This window comes from Affinundibacterium seohonense (assembly GCF_014284305.1).
Taxonomy (GTDB): domain Bacteria; phylum Pseudomonadota; class Gammaproteobacteria; order Burkholderiales; family Burkholderiaceae_D; genus Undibacterium; species Undibacterium seohonense.
Genome location: NZ_JACOFW010000021.1, coordinates 1 through 20,632, shown reverse-complemented (window position 1 = coordinate 20,632; position 20,632 = coordinate 1). Strand labels below are relative to the sequence as shown.

Here is a 20,632-nt window from a genome sequence, read left to right as displayed (position 1 = left end):
TATATTGAAATATAACCAGCATCCATGCGGCTTGCAAGCGTAAAGAAACAAATTGTCTTTTTTTTGATGTTCGGGTATCTTTTCATTTTGTAAAATTAAATCACGTTAGGCAGCATGCATCTTCAGCCGCTATTGTTAACCGCCGTTTCGAACGTTTCGCACATTTCGAGCCAGCGCGGACAGTTCACAGAGTTTGGGTTCTCGTCAAGCTACGCGACAGTTTCCCAAGCGCGAGCTTTTGGACATCTATGTCCGAAGGCAAACACGGAGATCACGCTCGCTATGCCCGGGCAGGATCGTTGGCGGCACATTTACGGCTGGCTTGATCACTCAAGCAAAAAGGTACTCGTTCCCTATTTCTGGGAGCGCTCGGTGGCGCTACTTTTTATTAGCGCCCTATCCTTTGTGTTCATACCCTTCTTTTTGGGCGGCGCCTGGAGCATGCGCCAATCGTCTTGGTTGTATCCCTTCGCCTTTTCGTTCGGAGCGCTGCTGGTAGGCTTCGTCTGGGTGTTGGTCGTAAGGGATTTTTTGGTGGCGCAGGCAGCACGCAAGGCTCTTACAGCGCTCGCCACATCGTTGCGTGCGTCAAACAATGCGGCCTAACCTATTGGTCAAGCGGACCTGCGCCAGCTCCGCTGGCTTGTCCGCTTACCGCAAACGTTAGGGGTTTCAATGGATCTTGATGCATTGGTCGCCGCAATAAGTCGAACGTCTAGCGATCCAGTCGTGTTGAAACTCGCAGTCTTGCTATCTAACTGGAAAGACGATGAGAAGAATACCGAAGAACTTGAGGTCATCGTCGAGCGTTTCATCGGTTATACATGGATCGAAAGTGAAATGGAACACAAAAAAATCTACGGTTTGTGGTCTCAGTTTCGAGATAAAGCGATTCACGGAATTGGGCGTATGACAATGAACGAGAGGCTGTACTTCTTTAGCTTGCTTAATCGGTGGGATAGCGCACAAACCGAAGAAGAGCGAATGGCAATCTATGCAAAATTACTAGCTAACCCCTAACATGACTTTCGAAAATGACGCGCGAACATGCGTTTTTCTAAAACTTATTGATCGGCGCGCGCGCCTTTCAAATCAACGTTAACGTCCCGTTTGACGGTGAGACTAAGCGCAGCCATGGAAAGGTCCATCGGAGCTTAGTTTTGCAGCTCTTTACTTTTTGGTGGCGATTAAAATTTGTGACGCCAGCAAAATGATGTTTAACTTGCCAATCGATCCCGACGCTTCCCGCCGTTCATTTTTACGTTAGGCCGCAAATGAAGAGCCTCTTCCTCATCCTATTGGTTGTGTTGCCCTACCACACCGCGGGGGCCGCGTCGTCGGCGCTACCAAAGGATGTTTCTACCTTTCTTGAGCAGCGCGAATCGTGCGATCACTGGCGCGGCGAGTATGGGTACGATGAAGAGCGTCAAGCCGACATCAACTGGGCGATCTGCCAGTCTTGCTCGGGTACTGACTCAAAGCTTGCTACTCTGAAGAAGAAGTATCGCGCCAATCCAAGAATCATGAAAAAGCTCACTGAACTGGATGAGCATATTGAACCGAAAGACAAAGCTGATACCAAACGATTCTGCCGTGGCACGCGAAAACCAGAATGGATGAAATAGACATGCGGCCTAGCGAGTGAGCTTAGATCGTGACGCAAAGCGGCCACGATCTGAGCTGTTTGTTGTGCTAGTCCGATTTAATTGTATGTGTTTGGCGTTGGCTTATGCAAATGGCCTTTGCTTCCGTACACGGTTGGATGGAATGTCGCTGCTTTGACTTTGGTGAGTTCTATCTGAGTTTGAAATTCACGTCGTTTTTCTGGTGATTTCCTCACTTCACCTTTACCTCCTATTGACTGGTTTTTCTTAATGTAAAGACGAGTTTATCTGGCCATCCTTCTACGGTTTTTTTGGGGGACTAGAACACTTACGTGATGATCGCCTTGTTGGTAGGAACCACATCTGAAATAAATAAATTCTTGGCATTGGGACGATATCGAGATTCGATTCGCGTTTGTAGGATACGTTTCATACCACCGCAATAAGCACAAATCATGATCAGTCTTGGCGGCAACGTGATTGTTTGCCGTCGACTACTGATTTATCCGCAGTTGCCCAATGGTCTCATTGTGTTCTCAGTTAGAATCCTTTACACAGATTTGACGATTAATATCGATGTAAATTTTAGGAGAGATGAAGATGACACAAGTGCTGATTCGTGACGCAAGGCCAGACGATTTCGTGTCTATCGTCGCGTTAAATGAGGTGGAAGTTCAGCAGACTAGTGCGATGGATGAGTCGCGTTTGCAGTTGTTGTCGAGTATGGCTTGCTATCTTAAAGTGGCGGTGGTCGACGATACGGTAGCGGCTTTTTTATTGGCGTTTCGTGACCATGCTGCGTATGAGAATGCGAACTATGAATGGTTTGCAGCTAGGTTTCCAACATTTGTTTATGTTGATCGTATCGTTGTTTCTAGCGCGTTTTTCGGTCTGAAAATTGGCAGTTTGTTATATCAGGATTTATTTGCTTTTGCCCAGACGCAAGGAATCAGTGCCATTACCTGCGAATATAATATTCAACCCCCAAATCCTGCTTCAAAAGCGTTTCACGATAAGTTCGGCTTTAAGCAACTTGGGAGCCAATGGGTGGCAAACGGTACGAAGGAAGTTAGCTTGCAAGCCGCAGAGATTTGATCACATCGCTTTGACTTGCGTTGCGATTTGAATTATCCAGAGAAGGTTTTATTTATGCTGTGTTTTAACAAGAGTTGGATGCAACACAGATACTCGCCGTAAGATTCCTGCTGCCAGCATGCAGGAATGACGGCGATTGTAAAATCCTCTGCGACTTCTTCAATGCACGTCACACCTGTTTAGACCTTCGCATCAACATCATCAACGGTGGGTAGGTACCTCGAATCGGTCGGAGTGACTTTGTGGTCACTCCTCAGTTTATGAAGTCACTGAAAAATCAATCACAATCTCGCCAGGCTCGCGTGAGATGTAAGCCATTTTGATTTTGTCACCAAAATGTTCACCGATCTGATTTAACAAAGGAAGGGGATCGTGGTCATTGCAAAATCGCATAATTTCTCCCGGCATCAGAGCTGACAATGCCCCAAAAATTGCGGCATGACGAAATCGTTTGGCGACACCTCTTGCATCAAAAGCATAGGTGCCAGCGTCAGTGTGGGGGAGTGAGCAATCATGTGACATAGTAAGCCTCTTAAATACGTTAGGAAACATTGTTTATAGTTGGTATTGCGTTATCGCGGGTAGCGGCAATAAGCCTATAGCGGATTGGCGGCAGGGGCGAGGAGAAGCTGCAGTTTCGAAGTGTTCTCTTGATGTATGTCACTTTTTGAAGGACCACGCATAAGAGTCCATCGTCTAGCCAATTGTGAGGCGAAAGCGAATTATTGTTAAATCCGTATTCATTGACTTGACCAGAAATCATTTGTGTTTCAAGATGCCTTAGTTATTTTTAATTGATGATAAGTGTAATTTAAATATTACCTTAATCTCTTTGAACTGCAAAAAGTGTGTGTATAAGCCAGGAAACTTTTTGTCTGATCTGAAGGGCGCTAGCGATTGATTTGCTACCGCCATTTCTTTCTTAGTTTGATTCTTGGCTTGAACCTGAATTTGAAATTTTGTGATGATCTCGATACAACAGCGGAGAAATATGATGAAACAATATGGTGCGGAATTTTTTGGAACGTTTTGGTTAGTTTTTGGTGGCTGTGGCAGCGCCGTTTTAGCGGCGGGTTTTCCAGGATTAGGAATTGGTTTTGCGGGTGTGTCTTTGGCCTTTGGTTTAACGGTAATGACGATGGCCTATGCGATTGGGCATATTTCAGGATGTCATTTGAACCCAGCGGTATCGATCGGTTTGTGGGTCGGCGGGCGTTTTCCAGCAAGTAAATTATTGCCTTACATCGTTGCGCAGGTGGCGGGTGGCTTCATTGGTGCCGCGATTTTGTTTTTGATCGCTAGTGGTACTGTCGGGTTTGATGCCAGCAAAGGCTTTGCCTCAAATGGCTTTGCGGAACATTCGCCAGGTGGCTATACCATGATGGCTGCATTGTTGATTGAGATTGTGTTAACGATGTTTTTCTTGATTGTGATTTTGGGTTCGACTGACAAGCGCGCTCAAGCTGGCTTTGCACCAATTGCGATTGGCTTATGCCTGACCTTGATTCATCTGATCAGTATTCCTGTTACCAATACGTCTGTGAATCCTGCTCGAAGCACAGCCGTTGCACTGTTCGTCGGTGATTGGGCGGTCGCGCAATTATGGTTGTTTTGGGTAGCACCTATCGTCGGTGCTGTATTGGGTGCAACGGTCTATCGATTTATCGGTGCCTCTGACGAAAAATGAGTCCTCAGAGCTAAACTTGTTTTTAAACGACACCGTTTGAACGGCAATGAAAATCCACCAGCGGCCTTGGTGGATTTTTTTTGCCTACTTGTTAGAAAATCCTAACCCCCTTGCTAGCCCCAGCCTCAGACCTGAATTGGCGTGGTCAATCGAAGCAGCGTATGAACATAATGGCTCTGATAAGTGGAACTACAACGTGCGCTCAGTTATTCGCAAGATAGACGATTTGCACAGGCAAGATCTCACAAAAATTGGCGATGAGTGGTGGCGACAGTTTGTGAATGCTGGTGAAGCGTTTAGTAAAACTGTTAGCTTGGATACTCAGTTTCCATTGAAGCGATTTATCGCTGCGGCACCAGATCTGAATGTGAGTTTCTCCGTAGCTAAAAGCTGGACGACGATGTCGAATTTGCCAAAACCAGATAATCGACTCACTCCAATATCGTTGACAGCAAATTCGACGATTGACTACACCGCCAAAGATTTTCCTTTGAGCCTCGGTGCGAGTCTGCGCTATCGCGATGGCAATCCTTTATTGGTGAATTTGAGTCAACGTGAATTACATCAAGCGCAAACCAATCTCGATATGTATGGTCTTTGGAAGTTTGATAAAAAGACGCAACTACGTCTCAGTATAGATAATGTGCTGAAACGAGCTTATGCCACTGGTTTTGAGTTTTATGAGAGGGAATTCATCACCACGAGGATCGATACTCAGAGGCCTTATCGCTTGGTGAGGTTGAATTTTGAGTATGGTTTTTGAGTTGTGCATACGATATTATGACTTTTTGATTCGTCAATTACACAATTCGTCAGACACAGCTATGCACATATACCTCTCTCGATTTTTATTCCTAATTTTGCTTTTGAGTTTATTTGCCTGTGATGGCATTCAATACTCAGTAAACCGAGAGCCTGCGCGTCTGATATTGACATGGGAAGAGCCATTTGATCCTGGTACGAGTTTGGAACAACAACTTCAAATTCGACATGATTTGGAAGAAAAATTGAAAGGTGTTGGTGAGTACAGCACTAGTTCAACGGTATCTTTAAATGAGGACGAGTCTAAACGAACTTTTAATGTCGAATTTATCCTCAATTCTGACGACGGCGACACAAAAATTGTAAAGAGGATGCGAGAGATATTCGTCGGTAGGTCATTTTCTGTGAAAATAATTGGTGCGAAAGTCACCCAAAAAATTGGTATTTGAAGCTGCGCGTATTGACATCGCTGATCGATTGCCCACGTTTCTGCACTTTTTCATTGGCCACTTAATTTTACTCAAAAGTGTCTTCATGATCATGGCTATCTAGTGCGCAAAATTTTGCGGCGACCATACTGTTGCCGCTGGTAATTCTGCGGCGATTGGACATCATGAGTATTTCAATGTTTGAGATGCGTTTTGGAATTTATACAAAAGAATACTCAAAACAGAGTGGCGTGAAAGTCACAACGCTGCTTTGAGTAGGTTTAGCACCAATTTTTAATTCAGGAGAAATTTTGTCTACTCCACAAAAAATATTTTCTCTATTGGCTTACCAAATAATTTGCTAATGGTGAATGCCAGCGGCAAGCTGGGATCATAGCGACCGGTTTCAATCGCGTTGACGGTTTGGCGTGATACTTCCAAGTGATCAGCCAAGGTCGCCTGACTCCATTCTTTTTCTGTGCGTAGTTCTTTGACGATATTTCTCATTGTTCACGCTCCAAAATGAATTTACGCACGAGTGTGATCAGAAACCAGCTTGTCATAAAGATGCCATAAATGATGAAACCGCTGAGTTTGGGATAGTCCATGCCTTCTAAAAAGCCATAGCTAAAACTAAAGAGCGCGGTGATGCCGCCAGCGAGGGCAATGACTTCTAATACCCACACCCGCATGTATTCGTCCATGCGTCGAAAATGACGAATGATTGCCCAAAATGCGCCGAGGAAAGGGAGCGTTGGTGTTAACACGATCAAGGTTCGCAGCCAGCTGTTTTCCATTGGCTTTGCGATCGCAATGGAGCCAAACAGGACAATCATATAAATCACGAGGCTGATTCCTAGCTCGTTGCCGTATTTCTTTGCATTGATTTTGTCTTTTTTTGAATATTCATTATTAAACATAAAAATTCCTTGACTTTGTGAAATTGCATGTAAAGCGTACTTGACATATGGTCGCATAAAAAAAGCAGGGCGAGACCATGCCATGCTCATCAGCTTACTTTACATGTTCAAAAAACGTCTTTGCTGTGTAAAGCATGATTGACATAGTAAACGATTGAAAATTTATGTCAAGTGTCCTTTACATAAAAATTGAGAATGAGTTTAAGTATTGCCACTAGATATAAGTGATTTATGTCTTCCTTAATGATTAGCATTGTGATTGACGATCTATCGTCCGAGGTGGCATTCAATTTGCTTAGAGGAGCTAGAAATCCTTGAGTCTGTTCCTAAAAGCGACGAATAAAGAAATAAGTTTTTAGGCAATTGACTTTATTAAGCCTAGATAGGAAACTCTTGCCCTATTAGTAAGTAAAAATGATACGGTTTGTTGGGAACTTAGCTTGATTTTTAGTTTGTATTGATAATCGAAATTGAAAAGGAGGGAGAGCATGTCGAATATTGCAGGTAAGGCTTATTCCATGAATGTGATTACGCCAATTCGGTGGTACACAACATGGCTGAATAAATTAATCTTCTGGATCGCTTTAAAGAAACCATCGACTTTGCGTGGCTTGATTACGCTGTCGTTAATTCATTATGCGCGTTGGGTGATTATTGGTAGAGATAAGTTTCCACACTTAGACCCCAAGCAACCAAAAGAGGAATTGAATTACTCTTACATGCTGTTTTTTAGTAACTTTAATGGCAGCTGGGATCAATATGTAGACTCGTTCACCTTTGCGATTCCCGGTGGACTCGACTTGTTTTGGAAGTGGAATATTCGTTATCCGAAATCAGTACCATTGACACCGTTTCACAACTACATCCGTTACAACCAGATCGAAACGATTCATTACTACAACGCCTATCCGCTGGCGGCATCGAATGATATCAAGAGCGCTAAAGCTGTGAAGGACGCTTTGATCGCTTTTCAGAAGCAGCCTTTAGACGCAAGTGATGACGACTTTATGAAACGCTATAACGCCTTGGTACGTGGCTTGCAGCACGATTTGGGGGAAATGCATCCGACGCCGATTATCAGTATGTCTGCCTATCAAGTCGAACGTCGTCAGCGTTGGCATGATGGGCGCTTGAAAAAAGAAATCGCAGAAAAGGCACTGTTAGAACGCAACATAGGCAAGCCAACGCAAGGAGAACAACATGGCGGGTAATATCAGTGGTCGCGCTTATGCCTTAACGATTTTGTCGCCGATCAAGAGCGGCTATACGCAAGATGAAATTGCTTATGCAGACGTGATCCGTGACCATCTACAAAAGTGGAATTTTGAAGAGAATAGTCCAATGGCCAAAGTGCCGCAGACTTACCTCTGCCGGTTTTTTGTACTCGATGATGTGTACACGGAATCACAACCGACGGGCGGTGCTCCGGATACGTTTAGTGATTTCCTACCGGCAGTTCCTGATTCGATCAGAAGAAATACAGTGCCGAGAGAAGACCATTTAAAAAATCGGTATTTAGTTTTTTCTAGTAATTTTCATGGTGGTGAAAACGGCGATTTGGATGGTTATTTACGGGGTATGTGGAATGCCATCAGCGATCGCGTGAAGGAGCTTTGGCATCATTGCTATGGCTTCGAAAAAGTGCGGGATGCGGATTCTTTTATTCGCTATATGAAACAGTGCCAGTTGCCCGCGTCTTTGTTTTTTAATGGCTCTAATGATGAGCCATTAGAAGAGCAATTAAAGGCCTTGTACTTGAAACAGGAACTTGCAAAATTCACGATAGATAATCAAGGTTTAGACGCCGCAACGATCAAGATTAATCTGCAAGCGTTCATGCAACGTGTCGCTCCGACCAATCTCACCGCGCCGACTTGGGCTGCTGGTAAATACCGACTTTAATCAGGTGATACTGTGACTAAACAATTAGATTTGACTGACATTCAAGGTAATGTGATTCGCGCATATGGGCGTTTTGGGTATCCGGTAGCGCGCTATGTCTTTTTAAATATTCGTGATTCTGCCAAAGGACGTGCCTTTGTCGGCGCGGTCACTAAACGTGTGACGTCCTCGGTGGAGTGGGGTGATGGTCCAGGGCAGATTAAACAACCAAATTGGACTGTCAATATTGCTTTTGCCTACCAAGGATTAAAAGAGCTCGATTTGCCTCGTTCTTCCTTGATTGGTTTCTCGCATGAATTCGTCGCCGGGATGAAAGATCGACGCGATATCCTAGGAGACGATGGGCCAAGTGCACCGGATAATTGGGATCCAATTTGGGCGGGAAATCGCGAAACGCGGGAGCAAGATGTGCATATCTTCATTTCACTGAATGCGCGCCTGCCCGCGCTGCTGGAAGAGAGCTATGCTTGGCTCAAAGCTGTGGTGGCAGACTACCAAGATGGCGTCGTTATTCTTGGTGGTCATCTAGGTGAGGATGGCGAGCTATTTGACTATCAAGATGTGAATGTGGTCATGGAGAATGGCCGGCCGACCTCTAAAGAGCATTTTGGTTATACCGACGGCATTGGTGATCCAGTCTTTGAAGGCACGCCAAATTATGATTTGAACGTGCATGGCCGTGGCAAACAAATGGAGGACGGTAGTTGGGCGCCGTTAGCAACGGGGGAATTTCTGCTTGGTCATATCGATGAAGCCCATGAATATCCACCCGCGCCACAACCAGTTTTGCTGTCTCGCAATGGTACCTATATGGTTTACCGAAAATTGCATGAAAACGTGGCGACCTTTGATGCTTATTTGGAAGAACACGGCAAAAAATATCCAGGTGGTAAAGAGCTATTGGCAGCGAAATTTGTTGGTCGCTGGCGTGACAATGGTGCACCTTTGGTAAAAGCGCCAGACACTGAAAGCAAAGCAAAATTTGATATGGCTTTCATGGGCGCTGACGACAAAGGTAAAGACAAAATGCTTAGTGACTTTACCTATGATGAGGATATGAGTGGCGCAAAATGTCCATTCAGTTCACACATCCGCCGCATTAATCCACGCGCTTCGCTGGAAATGGTGAAAGGCACAAAACCTGGAAGTATGATCTTTAATGAAGGTGCATTTGATACACCTGGTGCATTGACGAATCGTCGTCGATTACTGCGTCGCGGTCTACCATATGGCCAGGTGAAAGATCGTACCCGTGATGACGGCAATCACGGCATCGTCATTATGATGCTCAACGCCGATATCAATCGTCAATTTGAATTCGTGCAGCAACAATGGATTAACTACGGCAATGATTTTCAGGCTGGCAGTGATAAGGAAATCTTGCTAGGCAATCATAGTACTGATGAACAATTTCCTAGTAAGGCAGTCTTGCAGGTAGATCCAGACAGCGATCAGGCTCCGTATTTCTTGAGCAAGATTCCACGCTTGGTGGAAACGCGCGGTGGGGAATATTTCTTTATTCCTAGTTTGACGGCACTACGTATGATAGCGATGGGTGTGGTGGATCCGACATAATCGGTGTGTTACCTATAGCAAAAAGCGCAGTATCATCTGCGCTTTTTCTTTTACAATCTTACTCAAATTCTTCCGCCAAATTTTTCCATCCTTTGGTCTTCGCAAATTGGCAAAACTCTTCGGGTGCTTCTAAGACGATCATTTTACGCTCTTGTAAAGTTGGATCGGTCGCGAAAAAATCTGGCCCCACATACCCAACACTACGCAAACGCGTGAGGATTTGTTGGATTAAAACCGTGTCGCGAAAACTACCCGCTTCCATGTTTGCCGCAAAATCGACAAAGACATCAATAATTCCATAGCCTTCGTCATAAATGCGAATACCTTTGATGGCGTGTTCTTTGCCGTTGGCATCAGTGGCTTTGAAGGCACCGCAGATTTCTATATCTGTACTATTGCTCATATGAATTCGTTTCCTGATCAGTCTAGATTGTTCGAGATTATACGCATATCGACAGTTCGTTTGGCGCTATGTGCGTATTTGAACGGTAGTAAAAGAATGGGAAGTCGGGAACTTTCTTAGGGATTTCCCTTCCAACCGCAGGATCTTAAAAGAGATTCGTATTAATTCTTTAGATCCATAATGTATAAATTAGCAGTTAAGCATAATAACGACAAAGGAAATTCGAGACGATGAAAACGACAAAATTTTTACTGGCAAGCATGGCCTTTTGCCTCACCCAAGCTTATGCCCAAGAGACAACTAGCGCAGTCACGCCAACACCGAATCCAGCACCGAATGACAAGGCCAAGTCCGCAAGTATTGCAAACGAAAGAATTTTGCCTGCTGAATCAGCGGTACATTCTAATGGGCAGGTGAATATTAAAGGTAAGGCTGTTCCTTATAAGGCGACCGCAGGCACCCAGCCAGTGTGGGATAAAGATGGCAAAGTAATTGCCTCTTTGTTTTATACCTACTATCAGCGTAGTGATGTTAGTCAAAAGGACAAGCGACCACTGGTGATCTCATTTAATGGTGGACCTGGTTCCGCATCGGTGTGGATGCACGTTGCCTACACTGGCCCTAAAATGCTCAACATTGACGACGAAGGGTATCCGGTACAGCCCTACGGTGTGCGCGATAATCCACATTCGATTTTAGATGTGGCTGATATCGTGTATATCGACCCTGTGAATACCGGCTTTTCTCGCATCCTTGACCCCAAAGCAGATCGAGCGCAGTTTTTCGGCGTGAATGCGGACATCGCATATTTAGCTGAGTGGCTCAACACCTTTGTGTCACGTCATAGTCGTTGGAATTCACCGAAATATTTAATTGGCGAAAGCTACGGAACCACACGCGTTTCTGGTTTGGCGAAAGAACTGCAAAATAATCATTGGATGTATTTAAATGGTGTGATCTTGGTCTCGCCGACGGGTTTAGGGATTAAGCGCGATGGCCCAGTCAACGACGCATTGAGCTTACCTTACTATGCAGCGACCGCCTGGCATCACAAAGTTTTGCCTGCCGATTTGCAGAAGCGCGATTTAAATGAGGTTTTGGCAGAAGTCGAAAATTTCACGCTAAATGACTTCATTCCGGCGTTGTCAAAAGGTGGCTTTATCGACCCAGTTCAACGTCAACATATTGCCTCGAAAGTGGCGCGATACGCTGGTGTCTCTGAGTCTGTGATCTTGCAACACAATTTAGCCATGCCGCCAGCGTATTTTTGGAAGGAATTGCTACGTAGTCGTGGACAAACAGTGGGGCGACTAGACTCACGTTATCTGGGTATTGATCGTAAAGAAGCGGGCAGTGGACCCGACTACAATGCGGAGTTGACGTCGTGGTTGCATTCCTTCACGCCTGCGATTAATCATTATCTGCGTGATGTGTTGAAGTATAAGACCGATGTGAAATACAACATGTTTGGCCCCGTTCATCCTTGGGACAGTAGCAATGACAATACTGGCGAAAACTTGCGTTTAGCGATGGCAGAAAATCCCTATATGCGTCTGATGGTGCAATCTGGATATTATGATGGCGCGACGAATTACTTTGATGCCAAATATACGATGTGGCAAGTCGATCCCAGCGGCAAGATGAAAGATCGCATGGAGTTTAAAGGCTATCGCAGTGGTCATATGATGTATCTACGTTCAGAAGACTTGGCGACTTCCAATGAACACATCCGTGAGTTCATTAAAAAAGCAACGCCAGCCGCTGGTCAGGCTGCTAAGTATTAAATTCGGATTTAAGCAAATGACTTAGTTAAGTGAGTTGAATAAACGAGTTGAATAAATGCGTTGAAAAAGCGGCGTCTATTGCTAATCAAATGGACGCCGTTTTTTTTGAGTGATGGAGCCTGACAAACGTCCGTATACTTGTCTAAGACATTGAAAGTTCAAGCAGGAAGTCTCTATTTATGGATTTGGCTTCATCATGATTTTTCGGACGACGTCGTTAAAAACCTGCACCATCTCGGGATCAAACTGCGTGTCACTATTGGCATTAATTTCGGAAATCGCGCTGAGCAAGCTTTTCTTAAAGGTACGGTCTGAACGTTCAGTGGTGATAGAGCAAAAGGTATCGACTATGGATAACATTCTGGCGCCTTGGTGAATCTGTTGACCGCTTACGCCATTTGGATAGCCTGAACCATCGTAGCGTTCGTGATGATCTAATACCATCCGCGCCGCTTCGTCCCAACCACCAAAGCGTAATAAAAACTGACTGCCAATCACAACATGTTCTTGGATCTTGCGAGTTTCTTCTTTCGACAGAGCGCCTTCTTTGTTGAAAATATTATGCGGAATAAAGCTCATGCCAACATCGTGCATTAATGATGCGGCCTGTAGTTGGACTGGATCAACCGGTAAACCCATGGCTTGATTTAATTGCTCTGTCATTTGCACCACTTGATCACTGCGATTTTTTCTATAGATGCTGAGATTATCAATGTGTCCGGATAGATTGCACATGAATTCAAGATCGGGGGGAACTTCAAGTAATACTTTTTTTGTCTTGTAGTTGGAGCTTGTGCTGCGCTCTTTTTTGTCGAGTAAAGTAATGGCTTGTTGAAATTCAGCATCGACATTGCTTGGCGTCAGTTCTCGTAGCAAATTTTCACTGACACGGCACAGCAGCAGTCGACGAGAGTTGTTTGCTTGCCTAGTGTTGATTAACTCTGACAACAAATCTTCGATCTCGTCGGTCGCTAGTAGCAAAAATTCGCCTACGGCGGGAGTATACGGAATAGCCAATGAGCGAATTCTGGCGACAATATCCTCGACTTTGTGTCAAGGCTCAGTGAACGGCGTTAAACCCACCATCTGGCAATTACCTTTTAGTGAATGCAGAGCGCGGAATAAGCGATGGATAAAATCATGCCCAGCCCCTCGGTCTAAGGCTTTGACACAGGTTTCCGTTTCAGCACAACTCTCTCTAGTGCAAGAGACAAAATCATCAATAATTGTGTGTTCCATCGCTAGGAACTCCGGGCACACTAATGCTTCTTGCTTGTCGTAGTCGTTCATGGAACAAATTCCTTAAGTGGATAAAGATGAATTGATCCGCTATATTTTCACATCAGTGTACGTCAAATTTTGTTATTTTTGCTCTGATGTGAGTGCACAGTGAGACAAATGGCGCTACGTCTGCTTCCACGGAGTTCTGCTTGGTTCTCTGTTACTGGCTCATGCATTCCGTAGATAAGTGCTTCGTTGATAGACTTTCGTTTTGGTATCTATTTCACGATCGAGCAAGGTATTAACTACAATACGCCATAAAAACCACATTCTAGAGGTGTGACATTAGCCGCCGCTGTAAGGCCAACTTCTACGGAGGCAGCGATTAGCTTAATTGGGATTTATGAAGCCGAATTCGGTCTCATTTCAGAGGGAACACAATAAAAAAAGCGACCATGGATTGGGTCGCTTTTTTTACTTTACATTGGAGAAAGCCACTTGTTGATTCTTACTCACTTGGTGGCACATAACCTTGTGCTGCATCGGCACCGTCGCCGAAGAAGTGTTTTTCCATTTGCGTCGCCAAATATTTACGAGCACGGGTGTCTGCGAGATTCAAACGGTTTTCATTGACTAACATAGTTTGATGTTTTAACCATGCAGCCCAAGCTTCTTTCGAAACACTCTCGTAAATTTTCTTGCCCAGTTCGCCTGGATATGTTGGAAAATCTAAGCCTTCAGCTTCTTTGTCTAATTTAATACAGTGGACCATGCGAGCCATAATCGGTACTCCTTCAATAATTCAAAATTCTGGGGTGACAACGGATACTTATCAATCGTGATTATACGTTTGAATCCCCATTCAAGTGTAAGCTAGCATCAAAGCTGCTTGATCAAAACCAAGGATTTACGCTGCCAGTTATACATTTTTTGGCGGTCTTTTGGTAGATCGTCAACGCTCGCTTGCACGAAGCCGCGTTTGAGAAACCAGTGGGCTGTGCGTGTCGTTAAGACAAATAAAGAGTGAAAGCCCGCACGACGTGCACGTTTTTCCATATGTTTGAGAATTCTCTCGCCATCACCTTGGCTTTGTACATCTGGATTCACCGTTAAGCACGCCATTTCACCCATTTTGTCGAATGGGAAAGGATAAAGTGCCGCACAGCCGAAGATCACGCCATCATGTTCAATCACCGAGAAATAATTAATTTCGCGTTCGATTAATTCACGACCACGTTTGACCAAAGTACCGTCAGCTTCTAAAGGCTCGATTAGCTTAATAATGCCGCCGACATCTTCAATCGTTGCTTCGCGCAAACTTTCCAGATTTTCAGTGGAAATCATGGTGCCGACGCCATCGTGTGTGAACAGTTCTAACAAGGCGGAGCCGTCAATTTTATACGGCACGATATGGATACGGGGCACGCCGCCACGGGAAGCTTTGACCGCATGTTCCAAATAGAAGGCCGAGTCAGAAGGAAGATATTTTTTTTCTAATTCAAACTCAGCTTGTTTGTACGATAGCTCACGAATTTCATCGCCGTCCTGATCGACCATCATTGGTGTTTCAGAGATGAAAATTAATTTGTCTGCGCGCAGTGCCGTCGCCGCGGATACAGCAACGTCTTCCATCGTCAAATTGAATGCTTCGCCCGTTGGTGAAAAACCTAGCGGAGACAATAAAACCAAGCTGCCAGCATCTAAAATACGATCAATGGTATCGTACGCAACTTTACGGGTCGTTCCGGTCAATTGTAAATCGACGCCATCGACAATGCCTATCGGTTTTGCAGTGACGAAATTGCCAGAAATAATTCGGATCGCCGCATGTGCCATAGGCGTATTTGGAAGACCTTGACTAAATGCGGCCTCAATATCCAAACGCAATTCACCCGCAGCTTCTTTGGAGCATTCAAGCGCCGCCGTGTCGGTGATACGTAAGCCATTATGAAAACGGCCTTCAACATTACGCAGTGCTAGTTGCTCGGCAACTTGTGGACGCGAGCCATGCACGATCACGATTTTGATTCCTAGGGCATGGAGGAGCGATAAATCCTGCGCCAAAACGGGCAGGGCGCCGGCCACCACGAGTTCCCCCGGAAACGCGACCACAAAGGTCTTTCCACGGAAGGCATGAATATACGGCGCGACGGAGCGCAGCCAGTGAACGAATTGAACAGAATTTTCCATGGACGGATTATAATCGCGTCCGCTATGTCTGATAATAAAACTCCCCAAAAATCGCCAAAAAAAATGCCTCCAGACTTGAAGGCTTTGCGTGACAGCCTGCGACAAGCAGCCCAACAACAAGTTAAACCGACTAATTTTCCCAAAAAGGAAAAATCTGGTGCGACGACGATGCAGCAAAGTCGTAATGAAAATGCTAGTAAACCGGTAAATGAAGCCCACTCTAGATCTGACTCCAAGTCTTCAGTGGGCCAGCAAAAACCTAAGCAAAAGCCAGAAACTCGACCCGAGCCTGCGCTGCCATTCCGTAACCCGCCGCCTGTAATCACTTATCCTGAAGAATTGCCCGTTTCAGGCAGGCGCGATGAAATCGCCGAGGCATTGAAGAAAAATCAGGTCATCATCGTCTGCGGTGAAACTGGTTCAGGTAAAACCACACAATTACCCAAAATCTGCTTGGAACTAGGACGCGGTCAAAAAGGCTTGATCGGTCATACGCAACCACGTCGTATCGCTGCCTCATCGACGGCGAAGCGTATCGCGCAAGAATTGAATTCTCCATTGGGCGAGCACGTCGGTTTTAAGGTTCGCTTTACGGATACCTTGACCAAAGGTGCCTCGGTCAAGCTGATGACCGACGGTATTTTGCTGGCTGAAACACAGACCGATCCGCTCTTACGCCAATACGACACCATCATCATCGATGAAGCGCATGAACGTAGTTTGAATATTGATTTCTTGCTCGGCTACTTGAAACAGATATTGCCTAAGCGTCGGGATCTCAAAGTCATCATCACCTCCGCGACGATTGACGCACAACGCTTTGCGAATCACTTTGGTGAGAACGGTAAAGCCGCGCCTGTGATTGAAGTATCGGGACGTTTGTATCCGGTCGAAGTACGTTATCGCCCAATTCAAGCGGATGAAAAAGATAAAGAACGTGATCTGATGGTCGCGATCACGGATGCTGTGGATGAATTATGTCGTCTAGGTTCAGGTGATGTGCTGGTGTTTTTGCCAGGTGAACGTGAAATCCGAGATGCAGCAGAAGCTCTACGTAAGCATCATCCACCGCATGTAGAAATTTTGCCTTTGTTCGCACGTTTATCAGCCCAAGAGCAAGAACGAGTCTTCAAGATTTCGAATGCGCGTCGTATCGTCTTAGCGACCAATGTTGCCGAAACTTCCTTGACCGTGCCAGGCATACGTTACGTCGTCGATGCCGGTTTGGCGCGCGTGAAGCGCTATAGCTATAAAAATAAAGTCGAGCAATTACAAATCGAAGCGATCGCCCAATCCGCAGCGAATCAACGTGCTGGTCGTTGCGGTCGTGTCGCGGCTGGTGTGTGTATTCGTCTCTACGATGAGCAAGAATTCAAACAACGCACGGCATTTACCGAACCCGAAATTCTGCGTTCGTCTTTAGCCGCCGTTATTTTGCGGATGAAGTCTTTGCGCCTGACGGATGTTGAGAGTTTCCCATTTATCGAACCACCACCAGGTCGTGCCATTGCTGATGGCTATCAACTCTTGCAAGAGTTGGGCGCGATGGATGACAGCAATCAATTGACCGCGGTCGGAAAAGAGCTCGCAAAATTGCCTTTGGATCCGCGCGTAGGCCGCATGATTTTGGCCGCACGTGATAATCAGGCTTTGAGTGAAGTCTTGATTATTGCAGCAGCCTTATCGGTACAAGATCCACGCGATCGTCCGATGGATGCGCAGACTCCAGCCGATTTAGCACACAAAAAATTCGCTGATGAAAAATCAGAATTCACGTCCTATCTCAAAATCTGGAAATGGTTTGAAGATGCGATTGAGCACAAAAAAACCAATCGTCAATTACAAGACAATTGTCGCAGCAATTTCCTAAGTCAAATGCGTCTACGTGAATGGCGCGAGGTTCATTCGCAATTGCTCACCATCGTGAAAGAGCAGGGCTGGCGTATCAACGAAGCGCCAGCGACGTATGAACAATTGCACTTAGCCTTATTGACAGGTTTGCTCGGCAATATCGGATTCAAATCGGAAGAGGATTCACATTACTTAGGCGCACGCGCTATTAAGTTTTATATTTGGCCTGGTTCCTACTTAGCGAAAAAAGCGGGTAAATGGCTCATGGCTGCGGAGCTGGTCGACACCACTCGCTTGTATGGTCGCTGCCTCGCACAGATACAACCCGAATGGCTAGAAAAAGTCGGCGGGCATTTACTCAAAAAGTCCTACGGCGAACCACGCTGGGAGAAACGTACTGGTCAAGTTTCGGGCTTTGAACGAGCAACTTTATACGGCTTAGTCGTGTACAGCCAGAGACGCATACAGTATGGCTTAACGCATCCTAAAGAAGCGCGTGAGATATTCATTCGCGATGCACTAGTTGAAGGTGACTTCGATACCCGCGCGCCGTTCTTGGCCTTCAACCAAAAACTGATACGCGAAATTGAAAACATCGAACACAAATCACGTCGGCAAGACGTGCTGGTCGACGATCATTTGATCGCGGCGTTTTACGACAAGCATTTACCTCAAGACGTGTATAACGCAGTCTTGTTTGAGCAATGGCATAAAGAAGCGACCAAGGGCAATCCTAAATTACTCTATCTGAACAAAGATGAGTTAATGCGCCACGAAGCGGCGGGTATTACCACTGATGTGTTTCCTAAGACTATGCAAGTCTCAGGCGTGGGTTTGCAACTGTCATATCACTTTGAACCTGGCAGTCCGCGTGATGGCGTCACGCTGTGGATACCTTTGTTCTCTCTGAATCAAGTATCAAGTGATCGTTGCGAGTGGTTAGTGCCGGGCATGGTCAAAGAAAAAGTACAGTTGCTGATTAAATCATTGCCCCAAAAAATCCGCCGCCATTGCGTACCGCTGCCCGATTACGCTGCGGGATTCTGTGAACGTAATGAATTCGGCCGAGGTAATTTCTTAGAAACCCTAATCGCCGATATCCGCGAGCAAAAAGGCTTACAGTGTTTGAGCACCGATTTCAAATTTGAATTGCTTCCAGCGCATCTCACGATGAATTTCAAAATCATCGATGAACACGGACGCCAACTAGAAATGGGCCGCAACCTCGCCACACTACGCGCCGAGTTTGGATCACAAGCGCGTGAGAGTTTTCAGAAGATTGCTAGTGCGGATAAATTAGCATTGTTAGATAGCTCTAAATCATCAGCAACCGAATCCTATGTTAACCGTCATTCCCGCGAAAGCGGGATTCCAGCGTCGTCAAGTTCAGCGAAACAGGTCGGCAAAGCAGAAACAAAAGCCCCAGCAATCCAACAAGAAAACTTAACAGCCTGGACATTTGACGAACTCCCAGAATTATTAGAAGTCCAACAAGGCAAACAAACCCTAATCGGTTACCCAGCCCTAGTCGACAAACAAACGCATTGCCACATCGAAGTCTTCGATGACCCCGACGAAGCCGCGCGTGTTCATCACGCAGGCCTACGTCGTCTGTTCGCCTTACAGATGAAAGAGCAAGTCAAGTTCTTAGAAAAAAACATCCCAGGTTTACAGCAAATGGGCATGCAATTTATGTCCTTAGGGTCCCAAGAAGAGTTACGTGAGCAGATCGTTACAACCGCTTTAGATCGCGCCTTCATGCAATCGCCGCTGCCGAAGAATTCAGGCGAATTCAACAAACGCCGCGATGAAGGCAAGGCCAGACTTAATTTATTAGCCAACGAAATCGCCCGTTTAGCAGGCTTAATTTTGGCCGAATACTACAGCCTGCCGAAAAAGCTACAAGGCCTCAAAGCCCATGCGCAGGCAGCGGCAGATATGCAACAGCAACTGCAAAATTTAGTCACCAAACGCTTTATCGCCGAAGTCGATTTCGCACAGTTAGCGCATTATCCACGCTATCTCAAAGCGATCACCGTACGCATGGATAAACTACGTGCGGATCCAACGCGAGATGCGAAATTACTCGCGGACTGGAACAGCGTCGCCCAGCCGTGGCAACGCACGCCGCGGAAATCGGGAGTGGATGCTGACCCTAAATTGATTGAATTTCGCTGGTTATTAGAAGAGCTGCGCGTGTCTTTGTTTGCTCAGGAATTGAAGACGCCTATGCCAGTGTCGGTTAAGCGTTTGCAGAAGGTTTGGGAGAGTTTGTTGCGGTAGATTGGAGTAATGTTGCTGGAGAAGTTCACCTGCGTTCAATAATGACGATATCGGAAGTGATATGAAAATTGTGACATGGAATTGTAATGGTGCATTTAGAAAGAAATTTCGAGAGATCGAGAAAATTCGTGCCGATATTTACATTATTCAGGAGTGTGAAAATCCAGAGTTCGTCATAGGTGAATTTAAAGAATGGGCAACGAATTATCGATGGGTGGGGACAAACAAGAATCGAGGCTTGGCGATTTTCGCGAATCAGCAAATTAACTTAAAAAGCTTAGATTGGGCGAGTGATAATTTAGAATTATTCTTGCCTGTTCGAATAAATAACTCGTTCAATTTAGTAGGTGTTTGGACGAAACAGGCGAACTCTCCAACATTTGGATATATCGGACAACTTTGGAAATATTTGACATTGCATAAGTCAAGGTTTGCTGAACCAACGATTCTTTGTGGTGACTTTAACAGTAATAAAATATGGGACGTCTGGGATAGATGGTGGAATCATAGTGATGTGGTTCGTGAGTTGGAGCATGTCAATATGAGTAGCCTCTATCACCGCTTTACCGGTGAACTTCAAGGAGAAGAAACAAGACCTACTTTTTTTCTTCAGAAAGAACTAGAAAAGCCATATCACATAGATTACGCATTTGCGACTAATGATATGTTTGAATGTAATGAAAATTTAGTCGAGATATTTTCGCCGCAAGAGTGGCTAAAGTTTAGCGACCATATTCCGTTGGTTTTTACGGTCAAGGTTTCCAAGAAAGAACGCTAAAGCCATGTAGATACTGTCTCGCCCGTCAAGCGAATTCTGGATTAAATGGGATCTTGGATTTTAAAATAGCGAAGGCCAAAGAAAGAAGTTTCCTCATGCAGGCAATGATAGCGATCATCTTTGGTTTTCCAGCGACGAGTAGTCGTTGA

General features: G+C 45.4%; 21 protein-coding genes. 13 read left to right on the top strand and 8 right to left on the bottom strand.

All coding sequences use genetic code 11. The features are described 5' to 3' along the window. The first annotated feature begins 114 nt into the window (after positions 1-114). From H8K52_RS16070 to H8K52_RS16055, 4 genes are all read left to right on the top strand, one after another. Positions 115-606: a hypothetical protein gene (locus tag H8K52_RS16070; RefSeq protein ID WP_186923928.1), complete on the top strand. Its 492-nt coding sequence runs from the start codon at positions 115-117 to the stop codon at positions 604-606. 69 nt (positions 607-675) lie between these two features. Beyond that, positions 676-1,020 carry a hypothetical protein gene (locus H8K52_RS16065; RefSeq protein ID WP_186923927.1) on the top strand — a complete coding sequence of 115 codons (345 nt, stop codon included), beginning with the start codon at positions 676-678 and terminating at the stop codon, positions 1,018-1,020. A 254-nt stretch (positions 1,021-1,274) separates the two neighbouring features. Then, complete coding sequence (locus H8K52_RS16060; RefSeq protein WP_186923926.1) at positions 1,275-1,625, top strand: hypothetical protein; 351 nt, start codon at positions 1,275-1,277, stop codon at positions 1,623-1,625. 579 nt (positions 1,626-2,204) lie between these two features. Then, positions 2,205-2,699 carry a GNAT family N-acetyltransferase gene (locus H8K52_RS16055; RefSeq protein WP_186923925.1) on the top strand — a complete coding sequence of 165 codons (495 nt, stop codon included), beginning with the start codon at positions 2,205-2,207 and terminating at the stop codon, positions 2,697-2,699. A gap of 258 nt (positions 2,700-2,957) precedes the next feature. On the opposite strand, the gene H8K52_RS16050 is transcribed toward H8K52_RS16055, so the two are convergent. After that, positions 2,958-3,221 carry a DUF2249 domain-containing protein gene (locus H8K52_RS16050; protein WP_186923924.1) on the bottom strand — a complete coding sequence of 88 codons (264 nt, stop codon included), beginning with the start codon at positions 3,219-3,221 and terminating at the stop codon, positions 2,958-2,960. Positions 3,222-3,693: 472 nt separating this feature from the next. On the opposite strand from H8K52_RS16050, the gene aqpZ reads away from it, so the two are divergent. The 3 genes from aqpZ to H8K52_RS16035 all read left to right on the top strand — a co-directional run bounded on the left by aqpZ (position 3,694) and on the right by H8K52_RS16035 (position 5,597). Continuing rightward, a complete protein-coding gene (aqpZ, locus tag H8K52_RS16045; protein WP_186923923.1) occupies positions 3,694-4,386 on the top strand; it encodes an aquaporin Z in 693 nt (230 codons plus the stop codon). A 46-nt stretch (positions 4,387-4,432) separates the two neighbouring features. Next, a complete protein-coding gene (locus tag H8K52_RS16040) occupies positions 4,433-5,149 on the top strand; it encodes an outer membrane beta-barrel protein (protein WP_186923922.1) in 717 nt (238 codons plus the stop codon). Positions 5,150-5,252: 103 nt separating this feature from the next. After that, positions 5,253-5,597: a hypothetical protein gene (locus H8K52_RS16035; RefSeq protein WP_186923921.1), complete on the top strand. Its 345-nt coding sequence runs from the start codon at positions 5,253-5,255 to the stop codon at positions 5,595-5,597. A 294-nt stretch (positions 5,598-5,891) separates the two neighbouring features. Here H8K52_RS16035 and H8K52_RS16030 read toward each other — a convergent pair whose 3' ends face one another. Further along, positions 5,892-6,083, bottom strand: a complete 192-nt coding sequence (locus tag H8K52_RS16030) for a helix-turn-helix transcriptional regulator (RefSeq protein ID WP_186923920.1) — start codon at positions 6,081-6,083, stop codon at positions 5,892-5,894. Further along, positions 6,080-6,496: a hypothetical protein gene (locus H8K52_RS16025; RefSeq protein ID WP_186923919.1), complete on the bottom strand. Its 417-nt coding sequence runs from the start codon at positions 6,494-6,496 to the stop codon at positions 6,080-6,082. Before H8K52_RS16025 ends, H8K52_RS16030 begins: the two co-directional genes overlap by 4 nt. 488 nt (positions 6,497-6,984) lie before the next feature. Here H8K52_RS16025 and H8K52_RS16020 point away from each other — a divergent pair, with 488 nt between their 5' ends. The 3 genes from H8K52_RS16020 to H8K52_RS16010 are packed head-to-tail and all read left to right on the top strand — an operon-like array spanning position 6,985 to position 9,973. Beyond that, positions 6,985-7,707 (top strand): hypothetical protein, encoded by a 723-nt coding sequence (locus tag H8K52_RS16020; RefSeq protein WP_222613805.1) that lies wholly within the window; start codon positions 6,985-6,987, stop codon positions 7,705-7,707. Continuing rightward, positions 7,697-8,398 carry a hypothetical protein gene (locus tag H8K52_RS16015; RefSeq protein WP_186923918.1) on the top strand — a complete coding sequence of 234 codons (702 nt, stop codon included), beginning with the start codon at positions 7,697-7,699 and terminating at the stop codon, positions 8,396-8,398. Before H8K52_RS16020 ends, H8K52_RS16015 begins: the two co-directional genes overlap by 11 nt. Positions 8,399-8,410: 12 nt before the next feature. Continuing rightward, positions 8,411-9,973 (top strand): peroxidase, encoded by a 1,563-nt coding sequence (locus tag H8K52_RS16010; protein WP_186923917.1) that lies wholly within the window; start codon positions 8,411-8,413, stop codon positions 9,971-9,973. Positions 9,974-10,031: 58 nt separating this feature from the next. Here the strand turns inward: H8K52_RS16010 and H8K52_RS16005 are convergent, their stop codons facing one another. Beyond that, positions 10,032-10,376 carry a hypothetical protein gene (locus H8K52_RS16005; protein WP_186923916.1) on the bottom strand — a complete coding sequence of 115 codons (345 nt, stop codon included), beginning with the start codon at positions 10,374-10,376 and terminating at the stop codon, positions 10,032-10,034. Positions 10,377-10,606: 230 nt separating this feature from the next. Here H8K52_RS16005 and H8K52_RS16000 point away from each other — a divergent pair, with 230 nt between their 5' ends. Further along, positions 10,607-12,160, top strand: coding sequence for a S10 family peptidase (locus H8K52_RS16000; protein WP_186923915.1), 1,554 nt, complete (start codon positions 10,607-10,609; stop codon positions 12,158-12,160). Positions 12,161-12,337: 177 nt separating this feature from the next. Here H8K52_RS16000 and H8K52_RS15995 read toward each other — a convergent pair whose 3' ends face one another. The 4 genes from H8K52_RS15995 to argA all read right to left on the bottom strand — a co-directional run bounded on the left by H8K52_RS15995 (position 12,338) and on the right by argA (position 15,571). After that, positions 12,338-13,141 (bottom strand): HD-GYP domain-containing protein, encoded by an 804-nt coding sequence (locus H8K52_RS15995; RefSeq protein WP_186923914.1) that lies wholly within the window; start codon positions 13,139-13,141, stop codon positions 12,338-12,340. Between the two features lie 72 nt (positions 13,142-13,213). Continuing rightward, the gene (locus H8K52_RS15990; RefSeq protein WP_186923913.1) at positions 13,214-13,450 is read right to left on the bottom strand and encodes an Hpt domain-containing protein; all 237 of its coding nucleotides are present in this window, start codon (positions 13,448-13,450) and stop codon (positions 13,214-13,216) included. Between the two features lie 439 nt (positions 13,451-13,889). Continuing rightward, positions 13,890-14,162 carry an oxidative damage protection protein gene (locus H8K52_RS15985; RefSeq protein WP_186889198.1) on the bottom strand — a complete coding sequence of 91 codons (273 nt, stop codon included), beginning with the start codon at positions 14,160-14,162 and terminating at the stop codon, positions 13,890-13,892. A 98-nt stretch (positions 14,163-14,260) separates the two neighbouring features. Next, a complete protein-coding gene (gene argA / locus H8K52_RS15980; RefSeq protein ID WP_186923912.1) occupies positions 14,261-15,571 on the bottom strand; it encodes an amino-acid N-acetyltransferase in 1,311 nt (436 codons plus the stop codon). Between the two features lie 63 nt (positions 15,572-15,634). On the opposite strand from argA, the gene hrpA reads away from it, so the two are divergent. Both hrpA and H8K52_RS15970 read left to right on the top strand, forming a co-directional pair. Then, positions 15,635-19,705 carry an ATP-dependent RNA helicase HrpA gene (hrpA, locus tag H8K52_RS15975; RefSeq protein WP_186923970.1) on the top strand — a complete coding sequence of 1,357 codons (4,071 nt, stop codon included), beginning with the start codon at positions 15,635-15,637 and terminating at the stop codon, positions 19,703-19,705. 61 nt (positions 19,706-19,766) lie between these two features. Further along, positions 19,767-20,483 carry an endonuclease/exonuclease/phosphatase family protein gene (locus tag H8K52_RS15970; RefSeq protein ID WP_186923911.1) on the top strand — a complete coding sequence of 239 codons (717 nt, stop codon included), beginning with the start codon at positions 19,767-19,769 and terminating at the stop codon, positions 20,481-20,483. Positions 20,484-20,632 lie beyond the last annotated feature (149 nt).